We start from the raw sequence: 20,041 nt of genomic DNA on the forward strand, positions 1-20,041 counted from the left end.
AAAGATTATTTAACTTCTACCCATTGTCCTTCTTTTAGGCTTTCGATAGCTGCAAAACTTGCTTTGGTTACATTGATTAACTCATTATAAGGAATTAGCTCTACGCTTCCCTTTTTTAATTCAGTTAAAATAGTAGAAAATTGATTTTTATGGCCTTTATCTAATTTAGTTTTTAATTTAGAAAAGCCTTTAGTACCGTAACCTGTGGTTTTAATAAAGTTATCCATAGTCAAAGTTTTTTCTTGAGAGTAAACCTCTAAACGTTCCTTAGAATAAGATTTTGCACCATTTGCGAAGTAGTTTACAACTCCGGTAGAACCATTTTCTAATTTCACTAAAATAGAAGCGTTATCTGTATTTTCTTCTGGATTCTCTCCTAAGGCATTCATACAAACGGCTTTAATTTTACTTCCTGTTAAGTACACTATTAAGTCTAAATAGTGGCATGCTTCGCCTATAATTCTTCCGCCACCAACTGCCATATCGTGTACCCAAACATTTGAAGGTATTGCGCCAGCATTCATTGTTGCAATCACATTCATTGGTGCATCACCAATTATAGATTTTATTTTTTGAGTATGTGGAGAAAAACGACGGTTAAAACCTATCATTAATGTGCCTTTATTATTTTTATAAGCTTCTTCTATGCTTTCAAGCTCTTCTGCATTTAAAGCTAAAGGTTTTTCAACAAATACATGTTTTCCTTTATTTAAAGCCTTAATTACCATATTAGCATGTAAATTATGTCTTGTAGTAATCATTACTAAATTTACATCTTCATCGTCTAAAACTAAATCGTAATCTGTCGTACTTTGTGCAATATTATGCTTTTCTGCAAGTGCTGTACCATTAACGCCACCTGAAGATACAATGTGTTTTATTTGCGCATCTGTTCCTTTTAAAGCTGGTAGCAAGGTCATTTTAGCAAAGTTTCCTGCTCCTACTAAAGCTATAACACCTTTATTTGCTTCTAATGTTTTTTTATTTACAGTAATGCTATGATCTGGTACACTGTTTTCATTATATTTTATAATAGAAGCAATAGATTTTGATTGCCCAATATTACCATAAATTTTATCAAACTCTTCTAATGGTGTTACATCTGAAACGAGTTCTTTTACCTGTAATTTTCCAGTCTCTATTAGCTGTAATACGGTTTCAAAATTTCTTTTTTCTGTCCAACGTACAAATGGTAACGGATAATCGATTCCTTTTTGTTCGTAATCATCATCATATCTTCCTGGACCGTATGAGCAAGAAACTTGAAAACTTAATTCTTTTTCATAAAATTCTGCTCTAGAAATATCTAAACCAATTACTCCTACTAATACTATTCTTCCTCTTTTTCTACTCATATTAGCAGCTTGAGAAATAATATCATTAGTTTTTGCTGATGCTGTAATAATTACACCATCTGCTCCAATATGTTTCGTGTTTTCTAACACAAATTTTACCGGATCATTTCCTTTTAAAGGATTAAAAGCTATAATACCTTTAGATTTTGCTATTTCTATTTTAGCATCGTCCAAATCGTAACCAATTACTTTACAACCATTTGCAACAAGCATTTCTGCCGTCATTAAACCAATTAAGCCTAAACCAATAACCACAATAGTTTCTCCCATTGTTGGTTTTATTAACCTTATTCCCTGAAGTCCTATTGACCCAATTACTGTAAATGCAGCTTCTTCGTCTGTTATACTATCTGGTACGTGTGCCACTAAATTTTGTGGAATACAAACAAACTCTGCATGTTGTCCATTAGAGGCTACGCGATCTCCTATTTTAAAATTTGAAACACCTTCTCCAACTGCAATTACTTTACCTACGTTACAGTATCCTAATGGTAATGGCTGCTCTAACTTATTAAAAACTGTTTCAATAGTAGGCATTAAACCTTCGGCTTTAATTTTGTCTAAAACCATTTTTACCTTGTCTGGCTGTTGTCTTGCTTTTTGTATAAGTGATGCTTTTCCAAACTCAACAAGCATACGTTCTGTACCTAGCGAAACTAAACTTCTTGTTGTTTGTATAAGTACCTGACCTCTTTTAACTTTAGGTGCTGGAACATCTGCAAGTTCTGTATTACCTGTTTTGAAAGATTGGAGTATTTGCTTCATATTAAATCTATAATTTTATACCATTCCCCTTTTGAGTAATCAAAAGGTTTTGATGTGCAATTAATTTTTTGCAAAAATAATGTTTTAAATTCTTCTGCGTCTTTGAATAGCACTAAATTTTCAGGATTACCAAATTGTTTATTAAACTCTATTGCATAATCTGCAGCATAAACAAATGCTGGCTTACCTGTTTGTAAAAACTCGAATATTGGTAAACCTACGGTTTCATCTTTTGAGGTGAAAATTAAAAAATCTATGTCTTTGTAAAGGCCAAAAAGCTGTTGCCTTGTAATGGCACCAATGGAATTTATATTTTTAGATGCTGATAAATAATTATTTGCTGGATTTAATAAAGTGGTGATTTCTATGTTATTTTCTTCTAAAAAGCCATATATCTCCTCCAGAGATTTTACATTTTTATGTGGCGATGCATAAGCAATAGGTAATAACCCTTTATGTTTAAAATTGCTTGAAATTTTTGAGTTTAAAGAGGTGTCTTGTTTTGGGATAATAAATCCTGGCCAACATGATATAACTTCATCCTCTTCATAGTTAAACATTTTTAAAAATTTATTTCTAATATATTCAGATTGTACAATGAAGGTATTCTTTTTTAAGAATTTAGAAATAATGAATTGATATACTTTGATTTTTACATCTGAATATCCTTTTTCTAATGCTTTTGGCTGATGAAAATAGGTAATACCTATGCCAGGTTTAAAAATATAATTTAAATTATTAAAACTTATTATTTTATTCGGGCTGTATTTTTTTACGTATTTCCCAATGCCTTTTATTGTAAACCAAACGGTTTTAAAACCTGAAGTTTTAGCATATTCAAAAGTTATGTGTTTTTCTGCAAGATTAAATTTATGCGGAGATAGGATTACAAACTTATATTGGGTTTCTTTTTTTATCTCGCTTACAAAAGTTCTTAAAATAGTTTCTGCTCCTCCTGTATTCGCTGCAGAAGCGTTTACTAATATTGTTTTCATATACTATTTATTGCTTTTAAAAATACCACTATCATGTGATCTAGGCTGGCTTCATTTAAATAATAAGTTTTACAAACTTTTCTCATTTTTATAAAATGCTCTTTATCTTCAGTTGTCCTTTTTATTAGTTTTGTTAAATACTGAATTTGATCTTGCTCATCTCCAGATGGTATTAAAAAACCGGTTTCTTCATTTTTAATATTAAACAATTCTCCTCCGGTTATAGCGTTTTGGGAGGCTACAAATGGCACACCATTTCCAAGACTTTGTAAAACACTTAATCCTGCTTGATTAATACTAAAAGAAAATATTGATTTTTGATATAATTCGGTTAGCTTTTCTGGATTAGATATCCTACCAAAAAATACTACATTCTCTACAATATCTAATTGTTTAACTAAGGCTTCTAAATTTTCTTTTTCGGCACCGCTACCTACAATAAAAGCTCTTAAGTTATTAATTTTACTTTCATGCTTAGCTTTTGCTAATGCTTTTAAAAAAACATCAATTCCCTTTCTTTTGTTTAAGGCTCCAATACTTAAAAAATTTATTGTATTTGATGGCTCTAATTTTTCGCTAGCTTGTGAGGATACTAAGGTTGAATTGGTTGCAACAAATATTTCTTTTTTAAAACCATTTGCTAAGTATATGTTTTTTACCGTTTCACTGTATAAAATAACTCCTTGTGATTTACTTGCCAATTTTAAACGAAATATATCTGTAAGCTTTTTTTCTTTTAACCCATTTGATGATGAAATGCCAATTCCCCAAAACAACAATTTATTTTTAAATTTTGATGCAGCTAAATTATAATTGTTTAGAAAATATAAATCGTAAATTGATATTATGGTATCAAACGTGTGTTTTTTAAGAAAACTTTTAAGCCCTTTATAATAATAGAATGTTTTAAAATTAAGCTTTTCAAGTTTTATTAATTTATAGCTTCTATTGTCTTTAAAATCTCCAGCATGAACAACTGTTAAATCGACTTTTTCTCCTAGAAGTTCGTATAAATCGTTTCTATAATTAAGTACCTTATTGGTAATTATTAAAACTTTTTTTTGATTGACACTCATGTGGTTAGAATAAAGAATATTTTAATTCACCGCAAAGGTAAGTACATTTATTAATTTGTTCCTTTTAAAGATTATATTATTCTCTCTGTTTTTTAAACTTATTTTTCATGTTTAAATATTCAAAAGAGATATAGAATACTGTAAATACAAGAAAACTTTTAAAAAAATTTCCTGCAAAACAAGCGCATATTAATACAAGAAACAAAGTGAATTTTGCATAATCATTATTAACTTTTTTATAAAAACAGTTTTTTATAAATAGAAAATAAACAACTAAACCTAATAGCCCAAAATTGAAAAACAAATCGAAAATTTCAAATTCAACTTTATATATCCAATACTTATTACCTCCAAACAGATAGTTAATAATTCCCCAATGTTCGCTACTAAACTTTATAGTTTGCTCTAACAATAAGTCTCTTGTAGAGGTTAATACTGTAAACATTCCGTTTTCCTTATATAAAATCTCTCCATTAGGCAGGAGTTTAATTAAAAATAAATCTATTACTTTTCTAAAAACTAGGTATATTATTCCTGAGATTGTAACAGCTATTAGTGTTACTTTTTTATAATAAAACCAAATTGTTATAAATAATATTAATGCTAAAAATAGCCATACTATTTTTGTGCCTATTAATAGGGCCGTTGTTATAAAAAATATTAATAAAATTAATTGTTTTTTGCTTTTTCTTGCTTTATAAGCTGTTAACGCTATTAATAATATATAGAAGTAACTCGCTTCGGATGTTTTTAAAAAAACACCGTTAAAACCAAATCTATTTGAAAAACTATAAGACCTAAATAATTCTATATTTGTAATTAATCCTAGTATAATTAAGGCACTGCTAATTACACCAATAATTATTATTTGCTTTTTTAAAGTTAGAATAAGCATCTCTTTTTTGCTTATGTCCAATGTTTTAAAATAAGTAACCAATATAAATGGAAAGGAATATAGTAGTAAACCGTAAACTTGCTTATATGTTGTTTTAAAATCGTATTGATTATAAAGTTGGAAAAAAGACAATAGTGTTAAACAGAACATTATAAAGAAAAAAATAACATACTTGTTTCTTTTAAAAGGCGTCGATTTTAAAACTAAAAACAACAATAATATATTAAGTATTAATTTAGGGATTAAGCTATAGCGATTGAATACTTCTACAGAATAGGTTAGCAAAATTTTTGTTATAAAATCAAATAAAATGATAATATAAAAAGAGAAAACTCCAATATTTACTAATGTTTTTTCTTTATTATTTATCATTATTAATTTTATTGGTTTTCAGCCTATAAAAAATAATCATTATAAGCATAAATACCGCACTTAGAATTAAGTTTGAATAAATCATAGATGCAGCTCCAGATTGGTTTTGTTTAACCAAAAATATAAACAATAATATAATACCTCCGTCTCTAAAAATCCTAAAACCAAGCATTGTCCAGTTCATGTTTTTTGACATATAAGCCTGTACGTACACGTTACTTATACTTACAAATACGGTTGTAAAAATAGAAATTTTAATTAAGTCTCCCAGTCCCTGATAAGTGCTACCATAAAAAGTAGAAACAAAATCACTAAATATAAATACAATAAGACTAGGAATTAATGTGGCTAAAAAATTTATAGTAAGTATTGTGGTTAACACTTTTTTGTGGGAACCCTCGTCATCAGAATTTTTTGATAAATGAGATAATACTACGTTTCTTAATATACCAGGAATAAATAAAATTATAGCATTTAATTGTATTGCTGCTGTATACATGCCTAATTCTCCAAAAGACACATATAACACTATTAAAAAATTAATTAACCAAGACATTACAGCATATACCGTTTCTTGTATAGCTATTGGTAAGGAGTAAATTAAAATTTTACGGTTTAATACTTTATCCTTTTGTATGGTATTTTTCTCTAAGTTTTTATTAATTAAATTATAGTTAGCAACTACATTAATTAATTGCACCAAAATTAAAGCAGATAAGGCACCTATTAGCCCAAAAAAGTAAGTAAAACCTACACTAAACAAAAAGGTTAACACTCCAATATAAGAGTTGATTTTAGCCATTTTTTTAAACAAGCCTAAGCCAGATAAAAAGCCTACATAAAGAAAATTTAAACTGTTTAGAATGATAAGTACGGAAACTACTTTTATGTAAGATGATAACGCATTATCCTCTAAAATTAAAGAAGCAACTTTATTTGAAAAAATAAAAACAATTACAAAAGCTATACTTGTAAGAATGAGTATTGTTTTTTGAGTAAATTTAAAAATAGCATAAAGCTTCTTTGGATGGTTTTTTTTATAGTCTGCAACAAACTTTGTTGCTGTGTAACCAAAGCCTAATGTGGTTATAAAAGCAATAGAAATAAAGGTTGTTTTTATAATACTAAACTCACCAAATATGTTTTTACCTAAAAGTCTAGCCACTAGTATTCCTCCTAAAAGTGATAAACCTTTAAATACAACATTACCTAACAGTGCCCAAAAGGAGTCTACTATTAAATTATTTTTCGAGAGGCTATTTAATAATTTTTTCAAATTAAATTTTTGATGTTTTTATTCAAAAGTTGATAGTGTTTTAAGTAGTATCTCATTACTATTACAATCTAAATTTATATAAACTAAAGTACCATTTCTGCAAGAATATAGTAGTTTTTGTTTGTTAAAATTGAAGGTCATAATATAGTCTTTACAAGACACTAATTCTTTTTTATTATTTTTTTTTAAATTGTAAATTTTCATTGTTTTATCAAAGGAAGAAGACACCAATCTTTGGTTATCGAAAAACTTAACTTTTGTAATAATATTATCATGCAAATTTAAAGTGTTTTCTACTTTAAATGTATTAAGGTTTATAATATTTAAATCTCCATTAAACATTCCAACTGCAATTTTATTTGCTTTAAAATTTATTGCTAAAGCAGATGGTATTGCTTCTAGATTTAACGATTTTTCTATTCTTAAAGTTTTATTAAGCATTATTTTTTTTAAATAACCATCTTGAGCAATTGAATATAAATATTCATTAACTACTTTAAAGTCTATTATTGCCGCATTGTGTGTTTTAGTTAGAATAGGCTTCTCTTTATTAAGACAATGAATTTGATTACTCCCATCTTCTAAACCTAGAATAAGTTTGTTTTTATACCAGGTTATTGCTGTAATTTTAGAATTCTCAATCTTAAAGTGCTTTACTACTTCTTTTGTGTTATGCTCTATAATTTTTACAGATTTATCATAATCTACAATTGCTATGTACTTTTGTGTACTATCTACGGCTACTAATTTGATACCCAAAGGAGACCCGTTTAATATGGTTATAGTTCCAGATCCATCGTTTTTAGAAACATAAAGCGTACTCAAGTTATAAGATTGCTGTACAAAAAGAGAATCTGTTAAAAGCAATGTTCTAACAGCAAAACTTTGGTTTTGTGTAATTTTACATCTATTTAAATCAATTTGAGATTGCGCTATTATAATAGATAAAAAAGCAAATATGAAACACGTTTGTTTTTTCATTCTGGCTTATATTTTAACAGTAATGTTGTAAAAAAAGCGAAAAAATAAATGCCGTGCTGTCGTAATAAAACAGAATCGAACATCATTAAAATTATAGTGGGTATGACAAAGTATAAAATAATATGAGATTTGGTTTCAAAATAGCGTTTCATCAAAAAATAAAAAATTGCTAAAAATGCTATTAAACCTATTATACCTGTTGCCACGGTAGTTTCTAAAAACTGATTATGGCTGTTTAACTTATCGTCTATTCCATGATTGAATAAATTAAGGTAGTATTGTTTATCTAACTCATATTGGTAATCACCAATACCTACACCAAATATTGGTTTATTTACAATCACATCTTTTGCACTAGACCAAACACTAAACCTATCGTTAGTAGACTCGTTTAAATTTCTATTTAAAAAATCTAAATTGTTAAATAGAAATATAAAAACCACCAAGCCTAATGCACTAAATATAATTATTCGTTTTCTGTAATTTAGTATAACATATATAAATATTAATGCAGCTGTGGATAATAATCCTGCTCTACTTTTTAAATATAGTTGCATTAACACAATTGCTATTACAAGTCCTATTTTAATAAAAAGGTTGAACCGTTTGTCTTTTCTAAAAGCCCAAAATATTAATGCTGTAGAAAATATTAAATATATTGAATAGTAAGAAGAATGTATATCTACATAATTTGTAAAATATGAAAAACCTTCTCTTAAAGGCAGTGGATTGATTTTATATACGCCTATAGCATAGATAATCGAAATTATAAACACCACCATATTACCTACAAAAAAACCTATTGCAATAGATTTTAATTGCTTTTCAGACACAAACGATGTAGTAGATAGCGCTAATGGAAATAAAGTTAAGGTAATGGATTTTATTACCGTTTCTATTCCAAAATCAAGAGCCTTTGTATAAATTAAAGAACAGACTAATATTATGAAATAAACAACCAAACTAAAAGTTGTTTTAAATTTAATGGCTCGTTTATTATAAACGTCGGCAATAAAAATGAGTACTAAAAGAATTAGAATTACTGTATTTGCATTTAAAAACAAACTTAGAGGCATAAAAAAAGCATACATCACTAAAAGCATGCTTTGAAGTGTATCTCTTTGGATATTATGTTTTAGTAAGTGCATACACAATCTTTAAAAACAGTTTAAAACAAATAAAGAATATTATAAATACAATAGAGTATACAGAAAATATATCTAATCCAGATCCTCTAATTACAAATAGAAAAATCTCATACATATATAACAAATATATGTAGTTAAGTATTTCGTTGTTTTTAATTAGTTTTAAAGCATTTTTATAAACACTATTAAAAAAAGTAAATATAATAAAGCCAAATATAAAAGATAGATAACCAAAATTTAAATACAATTCAGACTGCATACTTATTGGAAACGAACCTCCACGATTTCTAAATTCTATATCGTATTCAGATGTATAAATATCTATAGCACTTCTGGGCTTAAATTTAAAATAAGATCTTGGTATAAATATAAATATTGGTTTTATAATAGTCTCTCCATACACCAAATCTAGCTTATCTTTTTTTAAATACTCTATTGCATTATTAGAGTGTAAATATGTTGTAGAGATTTCAAGATTATTCATAAAACCAGCTACAAATGTTTTTGTTTGTATATAATCGTCAACATAGGTTGTTGCTTCTAAAAAACTTTTAGCTTTAAAGCCTCCATAGTTTCTTAATATAGACATAGTAATTATAAAATAACATAAACCAAGTGCTAAGGCGAACAGAATAAATATTTGCTTAAATTTAAACCTTAATTTTAACTTAGAGGTTTCTAATAATACGATTGGTAAAATAAGAAATATGGCTTCTCTTTTACTTTCTACAGAGAAAATTACAAAAATAAGTAGAATTACAAAGTAGAGCATTATTCTATATTTAAGCTTGAATTTTTTAAAAGCATAAGCAATTAATATAAGTGCTAATGCTGTTTTAAAAACAACTAGTAAAAAACCTAAAAACTCTAAGTATGGAGATAAAATTAGTAATGTAATAAATAGAAAAACTGTTGTGTAAAACAGAAACTTTTGGTTTATTTTATTAAGATTTATCTGTTGTTTTAAACTAAATTTTAAGTTTAAAGTAACAAAGTAAGATAGTATTATAAAAAAATTAAGAATATTAAATATAAATAATCTAGATGAAGCATGCTCCCAAAGTTTATAATCTGGAAGAAGTCTGGTAAATACCAGATTGTTTGAGAATACCCAAGAACCAATTATAAAATTAAGGTTTAAATATGTTACAGCAAGAAAACTAGGGGATAATAAAAATTTAAAACGGTCTTCTTTAAATTTAAATAGCAACCAAAATAAACTTAGCTGGATTATTACGTAGTTGGTAATCTCATATTTTGCAGCAAAAGTATTCGATAAGAAAATAGGTATTATAGAAATAATACCCATTATCAATAACACAATATATTTGTTTGTTTCTCTTACTGGCAAAATGGTTCTTGTAATTTATAACTTTACGTTACTTAATTTTAAAATTTTATCATTTAATACACCATTTTTATTATAAAAGTATAGTTTAATTAAATTAAACTCGTTAGTGTCAATTTTAAAATCTTTAATAGATAATACTAGTGAGTTATCTAAAGTATAAACTTCTGGACTGTAACCAGATGCTTTACTTTTTGTTTTCTTTTCTTTAGCAGTTGTTAAAACAGAAAGATCTTTTGGATACACCACAAAGCCTAAAGTCATTTTTTCTAATTCCTCAAGGTCTGTGTCTTTATCTAAATAAATCACAAAATTATAATTGTTCTCTCCTGCTCTATAAGAAGCTACTTCGCTAATTTGTATGCCTTGAGAATATAAATAACCTTCATCAAAAATATAATTTAAAGATTGTGGCACTCCTTCAAGTTTTGGGAAATTATCAGTTTCCACAACCTCAGTTTTTGGCATATTTTCTTCTACTGCAACTTCTTTTTTTGTTTCATTTTTACATGAAAAAAACAATACTGTAATTGCAATTAATGCTATAATTCTCATTTAATAAAATTTAAGATTTATTACTCTAACTCAAAGATACAATAAACAATAATATTCTACTGCTTAGTAACATTACAAAAATCTAATGTAATTGCTGTAGATTCTAATGCTTTAAACTCGTTATGAGAAACTAAATACACCACAATATCTGCTTGTTCTAAAGCATTTTTTGCATTGTATATTTCTAAAGTTTTATGTGAGGTTATATTAGGCTCTACAGCCATAATATTAAAGTTATCTTTAATTAAAGCTTCTACCACATTTAAAGCTGGAGACTCTCTTAAATCGTCTATATTTGGTTTAAAAGCTAATCCCATTGCTGCTATTTTAGGCTTTTTACCATTATCTAATTCAAATTGTAGTGCTGTACTTTTAATTTTTTCTATAACCCATTCTGTTTTATAGTTGTTAATTTCTCTTGCCGCACGAATAATTTTTGCTTGCTTTGGAAATTCACTTACTATAAACCAAGGATCTACTGCAATACAGTGTCCACCTACTCCAGTTCCCGGTTGTAGAATATTAACTCTTGGGTGTTTGTTTGCTAGTCTAATAAGCTCCCAAACGTTGATTCCTGCTTCATCACATATCATAGACAACTCGTTAGCAAATGCTATTTGTGCATCTCTAGAAGAGTTTTCTACAAGCTTACACATTTCGGCTGTTTTAGAGTTTGTTTTGTGTAATTCTCCTTTAACAAAATGTCTGTAAAACGCTACAGCTTTTTCTGTTGAAGCTTCGTTAATACCACCAATTGCTCTATCGTTATGCTCTAACTCATGTATTACATTTCCTGGCAATACTCGTTCTGGGCAATAAGCCATGAAAATTTTACCCTTAAGTTCTGGTCTTACAGAAAAAATAACTTTTTCCATTTTTTCTGTTGTACCAACTGGGCTTGTAGATTCTATAATTACTAAAGCTCCTTCTTTTAAAGTTGGTAAAATAGCACGTGTAGCAGATTCTACATACGAAATATCTGGTTCATGATCACCTTTAAATGGTGTTGGAACTGCAATTAAATATACATCTGCTTCAACCGGAGTTGTGCTAGCTGTTAAGTAATTTTCTTTAACAACATGGTGTACTAAACCATCTAAATCTGGCTCTACAATATGTATTTCTCCTTTGTTAATTGTATCTACAACATGTTGGTGGATATCTACTCCTGTAACTTTTATGTTTCTACTTGCAATTAAAGCTGCTGTTGGTAAGCCTATGTAGCCTAAACCAACCATTACAACACTTGGTTTGTTATTCATGATTATAAGTTAGATATGAAGTTTACTATTTTACTACAAGCAGTACCATCTCCATAAGGATTGTGTAACTTACTCATTTTTAAGTAGGCGTCTTCGTTATTTAATAAGTTGTTTGTTTCTTTTACTATTTTTTCTTTGTTTGTTCCTACTAAAAAAACAGTTCCTGCATCTACAGCTTCTGGTCTTTCGGTAGTATCTCTCATTACTAAAACAGGCTTTCCTAAACTTGGTGCTTCTTCTTGCACACCACCACTATCTGTAATAATTAAATATGATTTATTCATTAACCATACAAATGCTGGATATGATAACGGATCTATTAACTTCACATTATCAATATCTGCTAATAATTCATATACTGGTTTTTGTACATTTGGATTTAAATGTACAGGATATATAACTTGAACATCGCTATTTTGCTCTGCAATTTCTTTTAATGCACTACAAATATTAATGAAACCTTGACCATGGTTTTCTCTTCTATGTCCTGTTACTAAAATTAATTTTTTAGAGTTATCTACTATTGAAATTAATTGTTCAACTTCTTTATCTGAATATTGAGAAGATGTTACTTTACCCGAACTAAAATCTAATGCATCAATTACTGTGTTTCCAGTAACAAGAATGCTGTTTTCTGAAATGTTTTCGTTTAATAAATTTTGCTTAGATGTTGTTGTTGGTGCAAAATGATAATCTGAAACACTACCAGCAATACTTCTATTAACTTCTTCGGGAAAAGGAGAACGCTTATTAAAAGTTCTTAATCCTGCTTCTACGTGGCATACTTTTGCTCCTGAATAAAATGCAGCTATACTTGCAGCCATGGTGGTAGTAGTATCTCCATGTACATAAACATAATCTGGCTTAAATTCTTCTAGTATTGGCTTTAAATTTGTAATAATATCTGCTGTTAGAGAATATAAATTTTGATTTGGTTTCATTAAATCTAAATCATAGTCTGGTGTTACTTCAAAAAATGTTAATACTTGGTCTAACATTTCTCTGTGCTGAGCAGTAATACAAACACGAGTATCAAATTCCTCACTATTTTTTAAAAACTCCTTTACTAAAGGTGCCATTTTAATAGCTTCGGGTCTTGTTCCAAAAATAATTAAATTCTTTTTCATTAAAGTTTTCCTTTTAAAGTTGCAAAAGTACTGTTTTTATAAATATTTTAACAATTAAACTAAAACTAATAAATTAGCTCTAAATTTGTATAAAACACTTAAAGTCTTGCAGTTACTAAATTATCCGGTAGAAATCCTTTTAGATCGAACACCACAGTATCTGTACTTATAATATTTTTCCAATTTAAAATGTTAAATTTATCGTGCTTAACAGCTAATACTATGGCTTTATAATTTTTTGTTATTTCTGGAATTAAATTGATTTCGTATTCTTGTTTTACTTCTTCTTTATCTGCAAAAGAATCGTAAACATCTACGTTTAAACCAAACTCATTTAACTCTTTAATTACATTTATTACACCTGTATTTCTAATATCTGGGCAGTTTTCTTTAAATGTTATACCCATTACAAGTACATCTGCTCCTTTTATTTCGCTTCCTTTAAGTGCTAATAATTTAATTAATTTATTGGCTACAAACATTCCCATGTTTGAGTTTATTCTTCTTCCAGATAGTATAACCTCTGGATGATAGCCAACAGATTCTGCTTTGTGTGTTAAATAATAAGGGTCTACGCCTATGCAGTGTCCACCAACTAATCCTGGTGTAAATGGCAAGAAATTCCATTTTGTTCCTGCTGCTGCTAGAACTTGAGTAGTATCTATATCTAACTTATCGAAAATAATAGCCAATTCGTTAATAAATGCAATGTTTAAATCGCGTTGCGTATTTTCAATTACTTTTGCTGCTTCGGCTACTTTAATAGAGCTTGTTTTGTGAGTTCCAGCAGTAATAATAGATTTATATAAATTATCTACAATAGTTGCAACTTCTGGAGTACTACCTGAAGTTACTTTTATAATTTTACTTATTGTATGCGTTTTATCTCCAGGATTTATACGCTCTGGAGAGTAGCCACAAAAAAAATCTTTATTAAATACTAATTTACTTTCTGACTCTAATATTGGAGCACAAACTTCTTCTGTACAACCAGGGTATACAGTAGATTCATAAATTACTATATCTCCTTTTTTTAAAACTTTAGCAATTGTTTTACTTGCTTTAATTATTGGTGTTAAATCTGGAGATTTATGTTTTGTAATTGGTGTTGGTACTGTTACAATATAAATATTTGCGGTTTTTAAGTCTTCTAATGAACTAGAAAAATTAAGTGTTTTAGTAGATTGTAATACTTTAGTTGAAATTTCTAATGTATTATCTTTATTTGCCTTTAATTCTTTTATTCTAATTTCATTAATATCAAAACCAATGACATTAAATTTATTTTTAGCAAACTCGACTGCTAATGGTAAACCTACATACCCTAATCCTATAATTGCAATTTTATGAGCCATAATAATAGATGTTATATTAAAATATAGCTTTTAAACAAGTATCTAAACTATCTTCCCATTCTGGGATTTCAATATTAAAATTTTCTACTAATTTAGTTTTATCTAAAACACTATACTTTGGTCTTTTAGCTGCCGTTGGATATGATGATGTAGGAATGGCGTTTAAAGTAATTTTAGTATTTGTTTTATTAAAAATTGCTTTAGCAAAATCGTACCAACTAGCAACACCTTTATTGCTATAATGATATAAACCGTAATTTTTATCTTGTTTAATAATTTCTAATATAACTTTTGCTAAGTCTATAGCGTAAGTTGGAGTACCAATTTGATCGCTTACCACACCAAGTGTATCTCTAGTTTTAGATAAGTTAAGCATACTTTTAACAAAATTATTTGCAAATTGAGAATACAACCAAGAGGTTCTAATTATAAAATATTTAGTTAATATGCTTTCTATAGCTTTTTCGCCATCTCGCTTTGTTTGCCCATAAACCGAAATTGGGTTAGTGCTATCTTGTTCAGAATACATTTGGGTTTTATTTCCATTAAACACAAAATCTGTAGAGATATGAATTAATGTAATATTGTTTTCTTTACAAGATTCTGCAATATTTTTTACAGCTATATTATTTATTAAATTAGCTTGATCTCTTTCTTCCTCAGCTTTATCTACTGCTGTATACGCAGCACAGTTAATACAAAAATTATAAGTAGAATTAAAGTTGTTTTTTATACTTTTTTCTGAGGTTATATCTAATTCTTTACTATTTAAAAAGGTAAATTCAATGTTAGCTTTTGAAGCCAATAACTGTAAACATTGACCAAGCTGACCATTTGCACCAGTAACTAAAACTTTAGTTTTCATTTTTATCTTTCTTTATATAAGTAAACCTATTGTTTATTACTGCAAAATATTATTTAACTCTTAGCTTATAGATATACTTAATTCTTATTCAATAACAGCATTTTTAAACGCTGGAAGTATACTATCTTTATCTGAAACTAAAAGCTCCTCTTGAGGCAATTGCCAATCTATATTTAAATCTTTATCATTAAAAATAATACCAGCTTCTGAAGCTTTATTATAGTAATTATCGCATTTATATGAAAAAATTGCAGTATCACTAAGTACAACAAAACCGTGAGCAAAACCTCTAGGTACCAACAATTGCTTTTTATTATCTTCTGAAAGTTCTACTGAAACATATTCTCCAAAAGTTTTTGAGTTTTTTCTTAAATCTACTGCTACATCTAAAACTTTACCTTTTATAACTCGAACTAGTTTAGATTGTGCATGCTCTCCTGTTTGATAATGCAAGCCTCTTAAAACGCCTTTAGTAGAAAAAGACTCGTTATCTTGTATAAACGTATTTTTAAAGTGAGTTAACTCTTGAAACTGTTTGGTATTAAAACTTTCAAAAAAATAACCTCTTTTATCTTCGAAAACTCTAGGTTCTATAATGTAACAGTCTTTTAATTTTGTTTCTAAAACTTTCATTATACTAATATTAATGTTCTAAAATGCTTAAAAGGTGTTTACCGTAACCACTTTTAACTAATGGTTCTATAAGTTTTTTTAATTGTGCTTTATCTATATAACCCATTCTATATGCAACTTCTTCTATAGCACCAATTTTTAAACCTTGCCTTTCCTCTATAACTTGAACAAATTGAGAGGCTTGCATTAAAGATTTAAAAGTACCTGTGTCTAACCAAGCGGTTCCTTTGTCTAAGACACTTACTTTTAGTTTTCCTTGCCTTAAATACTCTTTATTTACGTCTGTAATTTCTAATTCTCCTCTATGGCTTGGTTTTATATTTTTAGCAATATTAACCACTTCATTATCGTAAAAATAGATACCTGGTACTGCGTAATTAGATTTTGGTTTTTTTGGTTTTTCTTCTATTGAAATAACATTACCATTATCATCAAACTCTGCAACACCATAACGTTCTGGATCATGTACATGATAAGCGTAAATAATACCGCCTTCTGGATTATTATTATCCTGTAAAAGCTTTTCTAGACCAGTACCATAGAAAATATTGTCACCAAGAATTAGTGCTACTTTATCGTTACCTATAAAATCGGCTCCAATTATAAATGCTTCTGCTAAACCATTTGGAGCTTCTTGTACTGCATATTCAAAATTGCATCCAAACTTTTTTCCATCTCCAAGTAAAGCTTCAAATAATGGTAAATCGTGAGGTGTAGAAATAATAAGAATATCCTTAATTCCAGACCACATTAATGTAGATAAGGGATAATAAATCATTGGCTTATCGTAAATAGGCATTAACTGCTTACTTACTGCTAAAGTTAATGGATGTAAACGTGTTCCTGAACCTCCTGCCAATATTATACCTTTCATATTATGAGCTATATTTATTTAAGTACCAACTTATTGTTTTTTTAATACCTGTTTCAAAATTTTCGTCGGCTTCCCAACCTAATTCATTTTCTATTTTAGAGGCATCTATAGCGTATCTAAAATCGTGACCAGGCCTATCTGTTACAAAAGTAATTTGCTTTTTATAAGATGTTTCAGCTGGTTTAATTTCATCTAAAATCTTGCAAATTGTATTAACTATATATAAGTTATCTCTTTCGTTTCTTCCTCCAATATTATATGTTTCTCCAGCTTCTCCATTTTTAAAAACTAACTCTATACCTTTACAATGGTCTAGTACAAATAACCAGTCTCTAATGTTTTTACCGTCGCCATAAATTGGTATATTTTCTCCAGTAATGGCTTTTCTTATAATTGTAGGAATTAACTTTTCATCATGTTGTTTTGGCCCATAATTATTAGAACAATTGGTTGTAACAACGTTCATGCCATAAGTATGGAAATAACTACGAACTATAAAATCTGAAGATGCTTTTGATGCACTATATGGACTATTTGGAGCATATGGTGTTTGCTCTGTAAACAAACCTGTCTCTCCTAGAGTTCCATAAACCTCATCTGTAGAAATGTGATGAAATCTAGCATTTTCGAAACCCTTTTTTACTTGATTAGGCCCATTCATCCAATGTTGTTTTGCAACATCTAATAAGTTAAATGTTCCAGTAATATTAGTATCTATAAATGCTCCTGGATTTTTAATAGAGTTATCTACATGAGACTCTGCAGCAAAATGAATTACTCCAGAAAACTTATGCGTATCGAACAAATCTTCAATTAGTTTTCTATTACAAATATCTCCTTTAACAAAAGTATAATTAGGATTGTTTTCAATCTCTTTTATATTTGTTATATCTCCAGCGTAAGTTAATTTATCTAAATTTACTAAGTGGGTTTCTGGGTTGTTTTCTAAAAAATATGGTATAAAGTTAGATCCTATAAAACCAGCTCCTCCCGTAATTAAAATAGTTTTATCCTTCATAGTTTTTAGCATAAAAAATTACTCTTCTAATAAGATATAATAAACATAATAAAATAAAGCCTAGAACTGGAAAAACAATAGAATATCTGTCTAACAAGCCTATTTCCTGTCTTCCTACTGGTTGAAAACTAGAGATTACATCTACAAAAACATCTTCTGTAATTCGTTTCTCGTCTAATTTTCTTAATTGATCTCTTAAAGCAAGTTCTTTATCAAGTAAGGCATATTCCTTAGTATCTAACTCTTTTTCTTTAGTTAATAAATACTCTCCTGCACTTACTCTTTGACTAGGACTTTTTGCCTGCTCTTGTAAAGCTTGAATATAAATATCTTGAAGTTTTTGAACCTCTTCTAAACTCTCTTCGATATTTTCTCTTTGTATTTTATATAATAATGTATCCTTTATCTTTTTTGAGTTTGAATACTCATTTGTAAATGCAGAGTTAATACCGTAAGCTAAATCTTTAAAAATATCTTTATTATTAGATTTTGCAGTTATTAGAAAAATACTTCCAGAATAAATACTTCTATTTTCTATAAATCTATCATAATCTACTTGTAAACGACCTATACTATCTAATTCACGAACAAAATCTTGATATTGCAAAATACGATCGTTTTCAGTTTCTGGTCCTGGTTCTATAGTAAAACCTTTAATGTCTTTAACGTCGACATTTGAAGTACTGTCTGAATTAAAAATTGAATTTAATTGGTCATAATTTTTATTTGTAATTAAAGCATTGAAAAAACTAATATTATTAACCAATTGAAATTTTGAATCGAAATATGGTCTAACCAACATCTCTGATTGGTAATATTTAGGTGTTGTTTTTTCTAGAGCATATCCAATAATAGATGAAATTACAATAACACCTAAAATAATTTTCCAACCATCAATAAATACTTTTATAGTATAAATAATAACTGAAAAAACAGCTTTAAGGACAAAAGAAATAAAGTTAAATACTTTATTTAAGGCAGCTCCAATAAGATTAAAAAATACAATTAAATCTACCTCTTCATCCTTATTTGTTTCTTTTACTGGTTTGTTAGTATCACTCATTAAGAAATAATTTATTTTTATTTATAATTAATTACGTGCTTATAAAATCTAAAAAAAGAAGTTATTAAAGCTAATATAATCAATCCTATAAAAGGTAATATTAATTTAAATTTTTTATACCAAATATTTTCTACTAATCCTTTTTCTTTAAATGCAGAGATTTTAGAAAAAATTTCATCGTTTATAACTAATTCTTTTTTTAAAGCATTTAATTTGTTTAAAACAGCTATTTCCTGAGACAATAATTCGTCTTCCTTAGTTTCTGTTTTTTCAACTTGAAAACCCAATGAGTTGGCTATATTTGAAGATACAGTATTTTTATCGGCTTCTTTTTGTAAAATTTCTAGATAGGTGTTTTTCATTTTCCTAATTTCAACCAAATTCTGTTCTAATATTTCTTTTTCTAAAACAAGTACAGAATCTCTCTTTTTCTTTTCTATATCAGAAAACTCACTGCTTATAGATTTTGAAAGCCCAACTTCTAGTTTCTTAAATATTCTATAGTTTTTTGAGCGCGCTCTAAGCAGAAAAACATTGGCTGTGTAAATATTTCTATTTTCTAAATAGTCATCCAAAGTAATTTTGGTTCTTGTTATACTGTCTAACGTTTTCAAAAATCCATTAAAACTCTCTAACTGTTCATTTTTTGATTCTGGACCTATTTCAATTTCAAATTCAATAAGTGATTTTGCTTCTTCTTCTGTTATATTAAATTGCTTAGACAGCTCTTCTATATCACTAATTTTAATTAGAGAATTAAAATATTTTATATTATTAATTAGTTCGTATTTTGATTCGAACTTTGGCATAACAAACATTTCAGAATAATACTTTTTATCACTTTTAAAATCTATAAAAGCACCTAGTACAAATGCAACAACTAAAACTCCTAATAATATTTTAATATTAACAAATACTACTTTTAATATAGAAATAAACAAACCGTAAATAGAAACTAAAATAGTTTTTACAGAATCGATTAATTTATTTATTGCATTTCCAATAAAATTAAAAAACACAATTAAATCAACCTCTTCATTGTTGTTTTTGTTCGACGGTAATTCTTTATTCATTACTA

18 protein-coding genes are annotated in these 20,041 nt (G+C 27.9%); all 18 read right to left on the minus strand.

The window, feature by feature from the left end; translation table 11 throughout:
- Positions 1-5 precede the first annotated feature (5 nt).
- Complete coding sequence (locus BWR22_RS00770) at positions 6-2,120, minus strand: bi-domain-containing oxidoreductase (protein ID WP_076731541.1); 2,115 nt, start codon at positions 2,118-2,120, stop codon at positions 6-8.
- Positions 2,117-3,115, minus strand: a complete 999-nt coding sequence (locus BWR22_RS00775) for a glycosyltransferase family protein (RefSeq protein ID WP_076731542.1) — start codon at positions 3,113-3,115, stop codon at positions 2,117-2,119. The genes BWR22_RS00770 and BWR22_RS00775 overlap by 4 nt, the downstream gene beginning before the upstream one ends.
- Positions 3,112-4,191, minus strand: coding sequence for a glycosyltransferase (locus tag BWR22_RS00780; RefSeq protein WP_076731543.1), 1,080 nt, complete (start codon positions 4,189-4,191; stop codon positions 3,112-3,114). Before BWR22_RS00780 ends, BWR22_RS00775 begins: the two co-directional genes overlap by 4 nt.
- A 76-nt stretch (positions 4,192-4,267) precedes the next feature.
- Complete coding sequence (locus BWR22_RS00785; protein ID WP_156875557.1) at positions 4,268-5,107, minus strand: hypothetical protein; 840 nt, start codon at positions 5,105-5,107, stop codon at positions 4,268-4,270.
- A 340-nt stretch (positions 5,108-5,447) separates the two neighbouring features.
- Positions 5,448-6,734 (minus strand): oligosaccharide flippase family protein, encoded by a 1,287-nt coding sequence (locus BWR22_RS00790; RefSeq protein WP_076731545.1) that lies wholly within the window; start codon positions 6,732-6,734, stop codon positions 5,448-5,450.
- 18 nt (positions 6,735-6,752) lie between these two features.
- Positions 6,753-7,715, minus strand: a complete 963-nt coding sequence (locus tag BWR22_RS00795) for a WD40 repeat domain-containing protein (protein WP_076731546.1) — start codon at positions 7,713-7,715, stop codon at positions 6,753-6,755.
- Positions 7,712-8,863, minus strand: a complete 1,152-nt coding sequence (locus tag BWR22_RS00800; protein WP_076731547.1) for an O-antigen ligase family protein — start codon at positions 8,861-8,863, stop codon at positions 7,712-7,714. Before BWR22_RS00800 ends, BWR22_RS00795 begins: the two co-directional genes overlap by 4 nt.
- The gene (locus tag BWR22_RS14390; protein WP_198033382.1) at positions 8,844-10,214 is read right to left on the minus strand and encodes a hypothetical protein; all 1,371 of its coding nucleotides are present in this window, start codon (positions 10,212-10,214) and stop codon (positions 8,844-8,846) included. Before BWR22_RS14390 ends, BWR22_RS00800 begins: the two co-directional genes overlap by 20 nt.
- Positions 10,215-10,229: 15 nt before the next feature.
- The gene (locus tag BWR22_RS00810; RefSeq protein ID WP_076731549.1) at positions 10,230-10,766 is read right to left on the minus strand and encodes a hypothetical protein; all 537 of its coding nucleotides are present in this window, start codon (positions 10,764-10,766) and stop codon (positions 10,230-10,232) included.
- Positions 10,767-10,822: 56 nt separating this feature from the next.
- Entirely contained in the window at positions 10,823-12,028 is a 1,206-nt protein-coding gene (wecC, locus tag BWR22_RS00815) for a UDP-N-acetyl-D-mannosamine dehydrogenase (protein ID WP_076731550.1), read from the minus strand.
- A 2-nt stretch (positions 12,029-12,030) separates the two neighbouring features.
- On the minus strand, positions 12,031-13,155 hold the full coding sequence (wecB, locus tag BWR22_RS00820) for a non-hydrolyzing UDP-N-acetylglucosamine 2-epimerase (RefSeq protein WP_076731551.1): 1,125 nt from the start codon (positions 13,153-13,155) through the stop codon (positions 12,031-12,033).
- Positions 13,156-13,253: 98 nt separating this feature from the next.
- Positions 13,254-14,510: a nucleotide sugar dehydrogenase gene (locus tag BWR22_RS00825; RefSeq protein ID WP_076731552.1), complete on the minus strand. Its 1,257-nt coding sequence runs from the start codon at positions 14,508-14,510 to the stop codon at positions 13,254-13,256.
- Between the two features lie 16 nt (positions 14,511-14,526).
- Positions 14,527-15,375, minus strand: coding sequence for a dTDP-4-dehydrorhamnose reductase (gene rfbD, locus BWR22_RS00830; RefSeq protein WP_076731553.1), 849 nt, complete (start codon positions 15,373-15,375; stop codon positions 14,527-14,529).
- 84 nt (positions 15,376-15,459) lie between these two features.
- The gene (gene rfbC / locus BWR22_RS00835; RefSeq protein ID WP_076731554.1) at positions 15,460-16,008 is read right to left on the minus strand and encodes a dTDP-4-dehydrorhamnose 3,5-epimerase; all 549 of its coding nucleotides are present in this window, start codon (positions 16,006-16,008) and stop codon (positions 15,460-15,462) included.
- Between the two features lie 10 nt (positions 16,009-16,018).
- A complete protein-coding gene (gene rfbA, locus BWR22_RS00840) occupies positions 16,019-16,882 on the minus strand; it encodes a glucose-1-phosphate thymidylyltransferase RfbA (protein ID WP_076731555.1) in 864 nt (287 codons plus the stop codon).
- Between the two features lies 1 nt (position 16,883).
- Positions 16,884-17,900, minus strand: a complete 1,017-nt coding sequence (gene rfbB / locus BWR22_RS00845; protein WP_076734332.1) for a dTDP-glucose 4,6-dehydratase — start codon at positions 17,898-17,900, stop codon at positions 16,884-16,886.
- Entirely contained in the window at positions 17,890-18,963 is a 1,074-nt protein-coding gene (locus BWR22_RS00850) for a hypothetical protein (protein WP_076731556.1), read from the minus strand. Before BWR22_RS00850 ends, rfbB begins: the two co-directional genes overlap by 11 nt.
- A 17-nt stretch (positions 18,964-18,980) precedes the next feature.
- Complete coding sequence (locus BWR22_RS00855; protein ID WP_076731557.1) at positions 18,981-20,036, minus strand: hypothetical protein; 1,056 nt, start codon at positions 20,034-20,036, stop codon at positions 18,981-18,983.
- Positions 20,037-20,041 lie beyond the last annotated feature (5 nt).

The organism is Lacinutrix venerupis (assembly GCF_001971745.1).
Lineage (GTDB): Bacteria > Bacteroidota > Bacteroidia > Flavobacteriales > Flavobacteriaceae > Lacinutrix > Lacinutrix venerupis.

Excerpts from the sequence above, each read along its gene's own strand:
- BWR22_RS00770 (WP_076731541.1), bottom strand. The coding sequence starts at position 2,120 with ATGAAGCAAATACTCCAATCTTTCAAAACAGGTAATACAGAACTTGCA.
- BWR22_RS00810 (WP_076731549.1), bottom strand. The coding sequence starts at position 10,766 with ATGAGAATTATAGCATTAATTGCAATTACAGTATTGTTTTTTTCATGT.
- BWR22_RS00855 (WP_076731557.1), bottom strand. The coding sequence starts at position 20,036 with ATGAATAAAGAATTACCGTCGAACAAAAACAACAATGAAGAGGTTGAT.
- BWR22_RS00795 (WP_076731546.1), bottom strand. The coding sequence starts at position 7,715 with ATGAAAAAACAAACGTGTTTCATATTTGCTTTTTTATCTATTATAATA.
- wecC (WP_076731550.1), bottom strand. The coding sequence starts at position 12,028 with ATGAATAACAAACCAAGTGTTGTAATGGTTGGTTTAGGCTACATAGGC.
- rfbD (WP_076731553.1), bottom strand. The coding sequence starts at position 15,375 with ATGAAAACTAAAGTTTTAGTTACTGGTGCAAATGGTCAGCTTGGTCAA.
- wecB (WP_076731551.1), bottom strand. The coding sequence starts at position 13,155 with ATGAAAAAGAATTTAATTATTTTTGGAACAAGACCCGAAGCTATTAAA.
- BWR22_RS00780 (WP_076731543.1), bottom strand. The coding sequence starts at position 4,191 with ATGAGTGTCAATCAAAAAAAAGTTTTAATAATTACCAATAAGGTACTT.
- BWR22_RS00850 (WP_076731556.1), bottom strand. The coding sequence starts at position 18,963 with ATGAGTGATACTAACAAACCAGTAAAAGAAACAAATAAGGATGAAGAG.
- rfbC (WP_076731554.1), bottom strand. The coding sequence starts at position 16,008 with ATGAAAGTTTTAGAAACAAAATTAAAAGACTGTTACATTATAGAACCT.
- rfbA (WP_076731555.1), bottom strand. The coding sequence starts at position 16,882 with ATGAAAGGTATAATATTGGCAGGAGGTTCAGGAACACGTTTACATCCA.
- BWR22_RS00800 (WP_076731547.1), bottom strand. The coding sequence starts at position 8,863 with ATGCACTTACTAAAACATAATATCCAAAGAGATACACTTCAAAGCATG.
- BWR22_RS00775 (WP_076731542.1), bottom strand. The coding sequence starts at position 3,115 with ATGAAAACAATATTAGTAAACGCTTCTGCAGCGAATACAGGAGGAGCA.
- rfbB (WP_076734332.1), bottom strand. The coding sequence starts at position 17,900 with ATGAAGGATAAAACTATTTTAATTACGGGAGGAGCTGGTTTTATAGGA.
- BWR22_RS00825 (WP_076731552.1), bottom strand. The coding sequence starts at position 14,510 with ATGGCTCATAAAATTGCAATTATAGGATTAGGGTATGTAGGTTTACCA.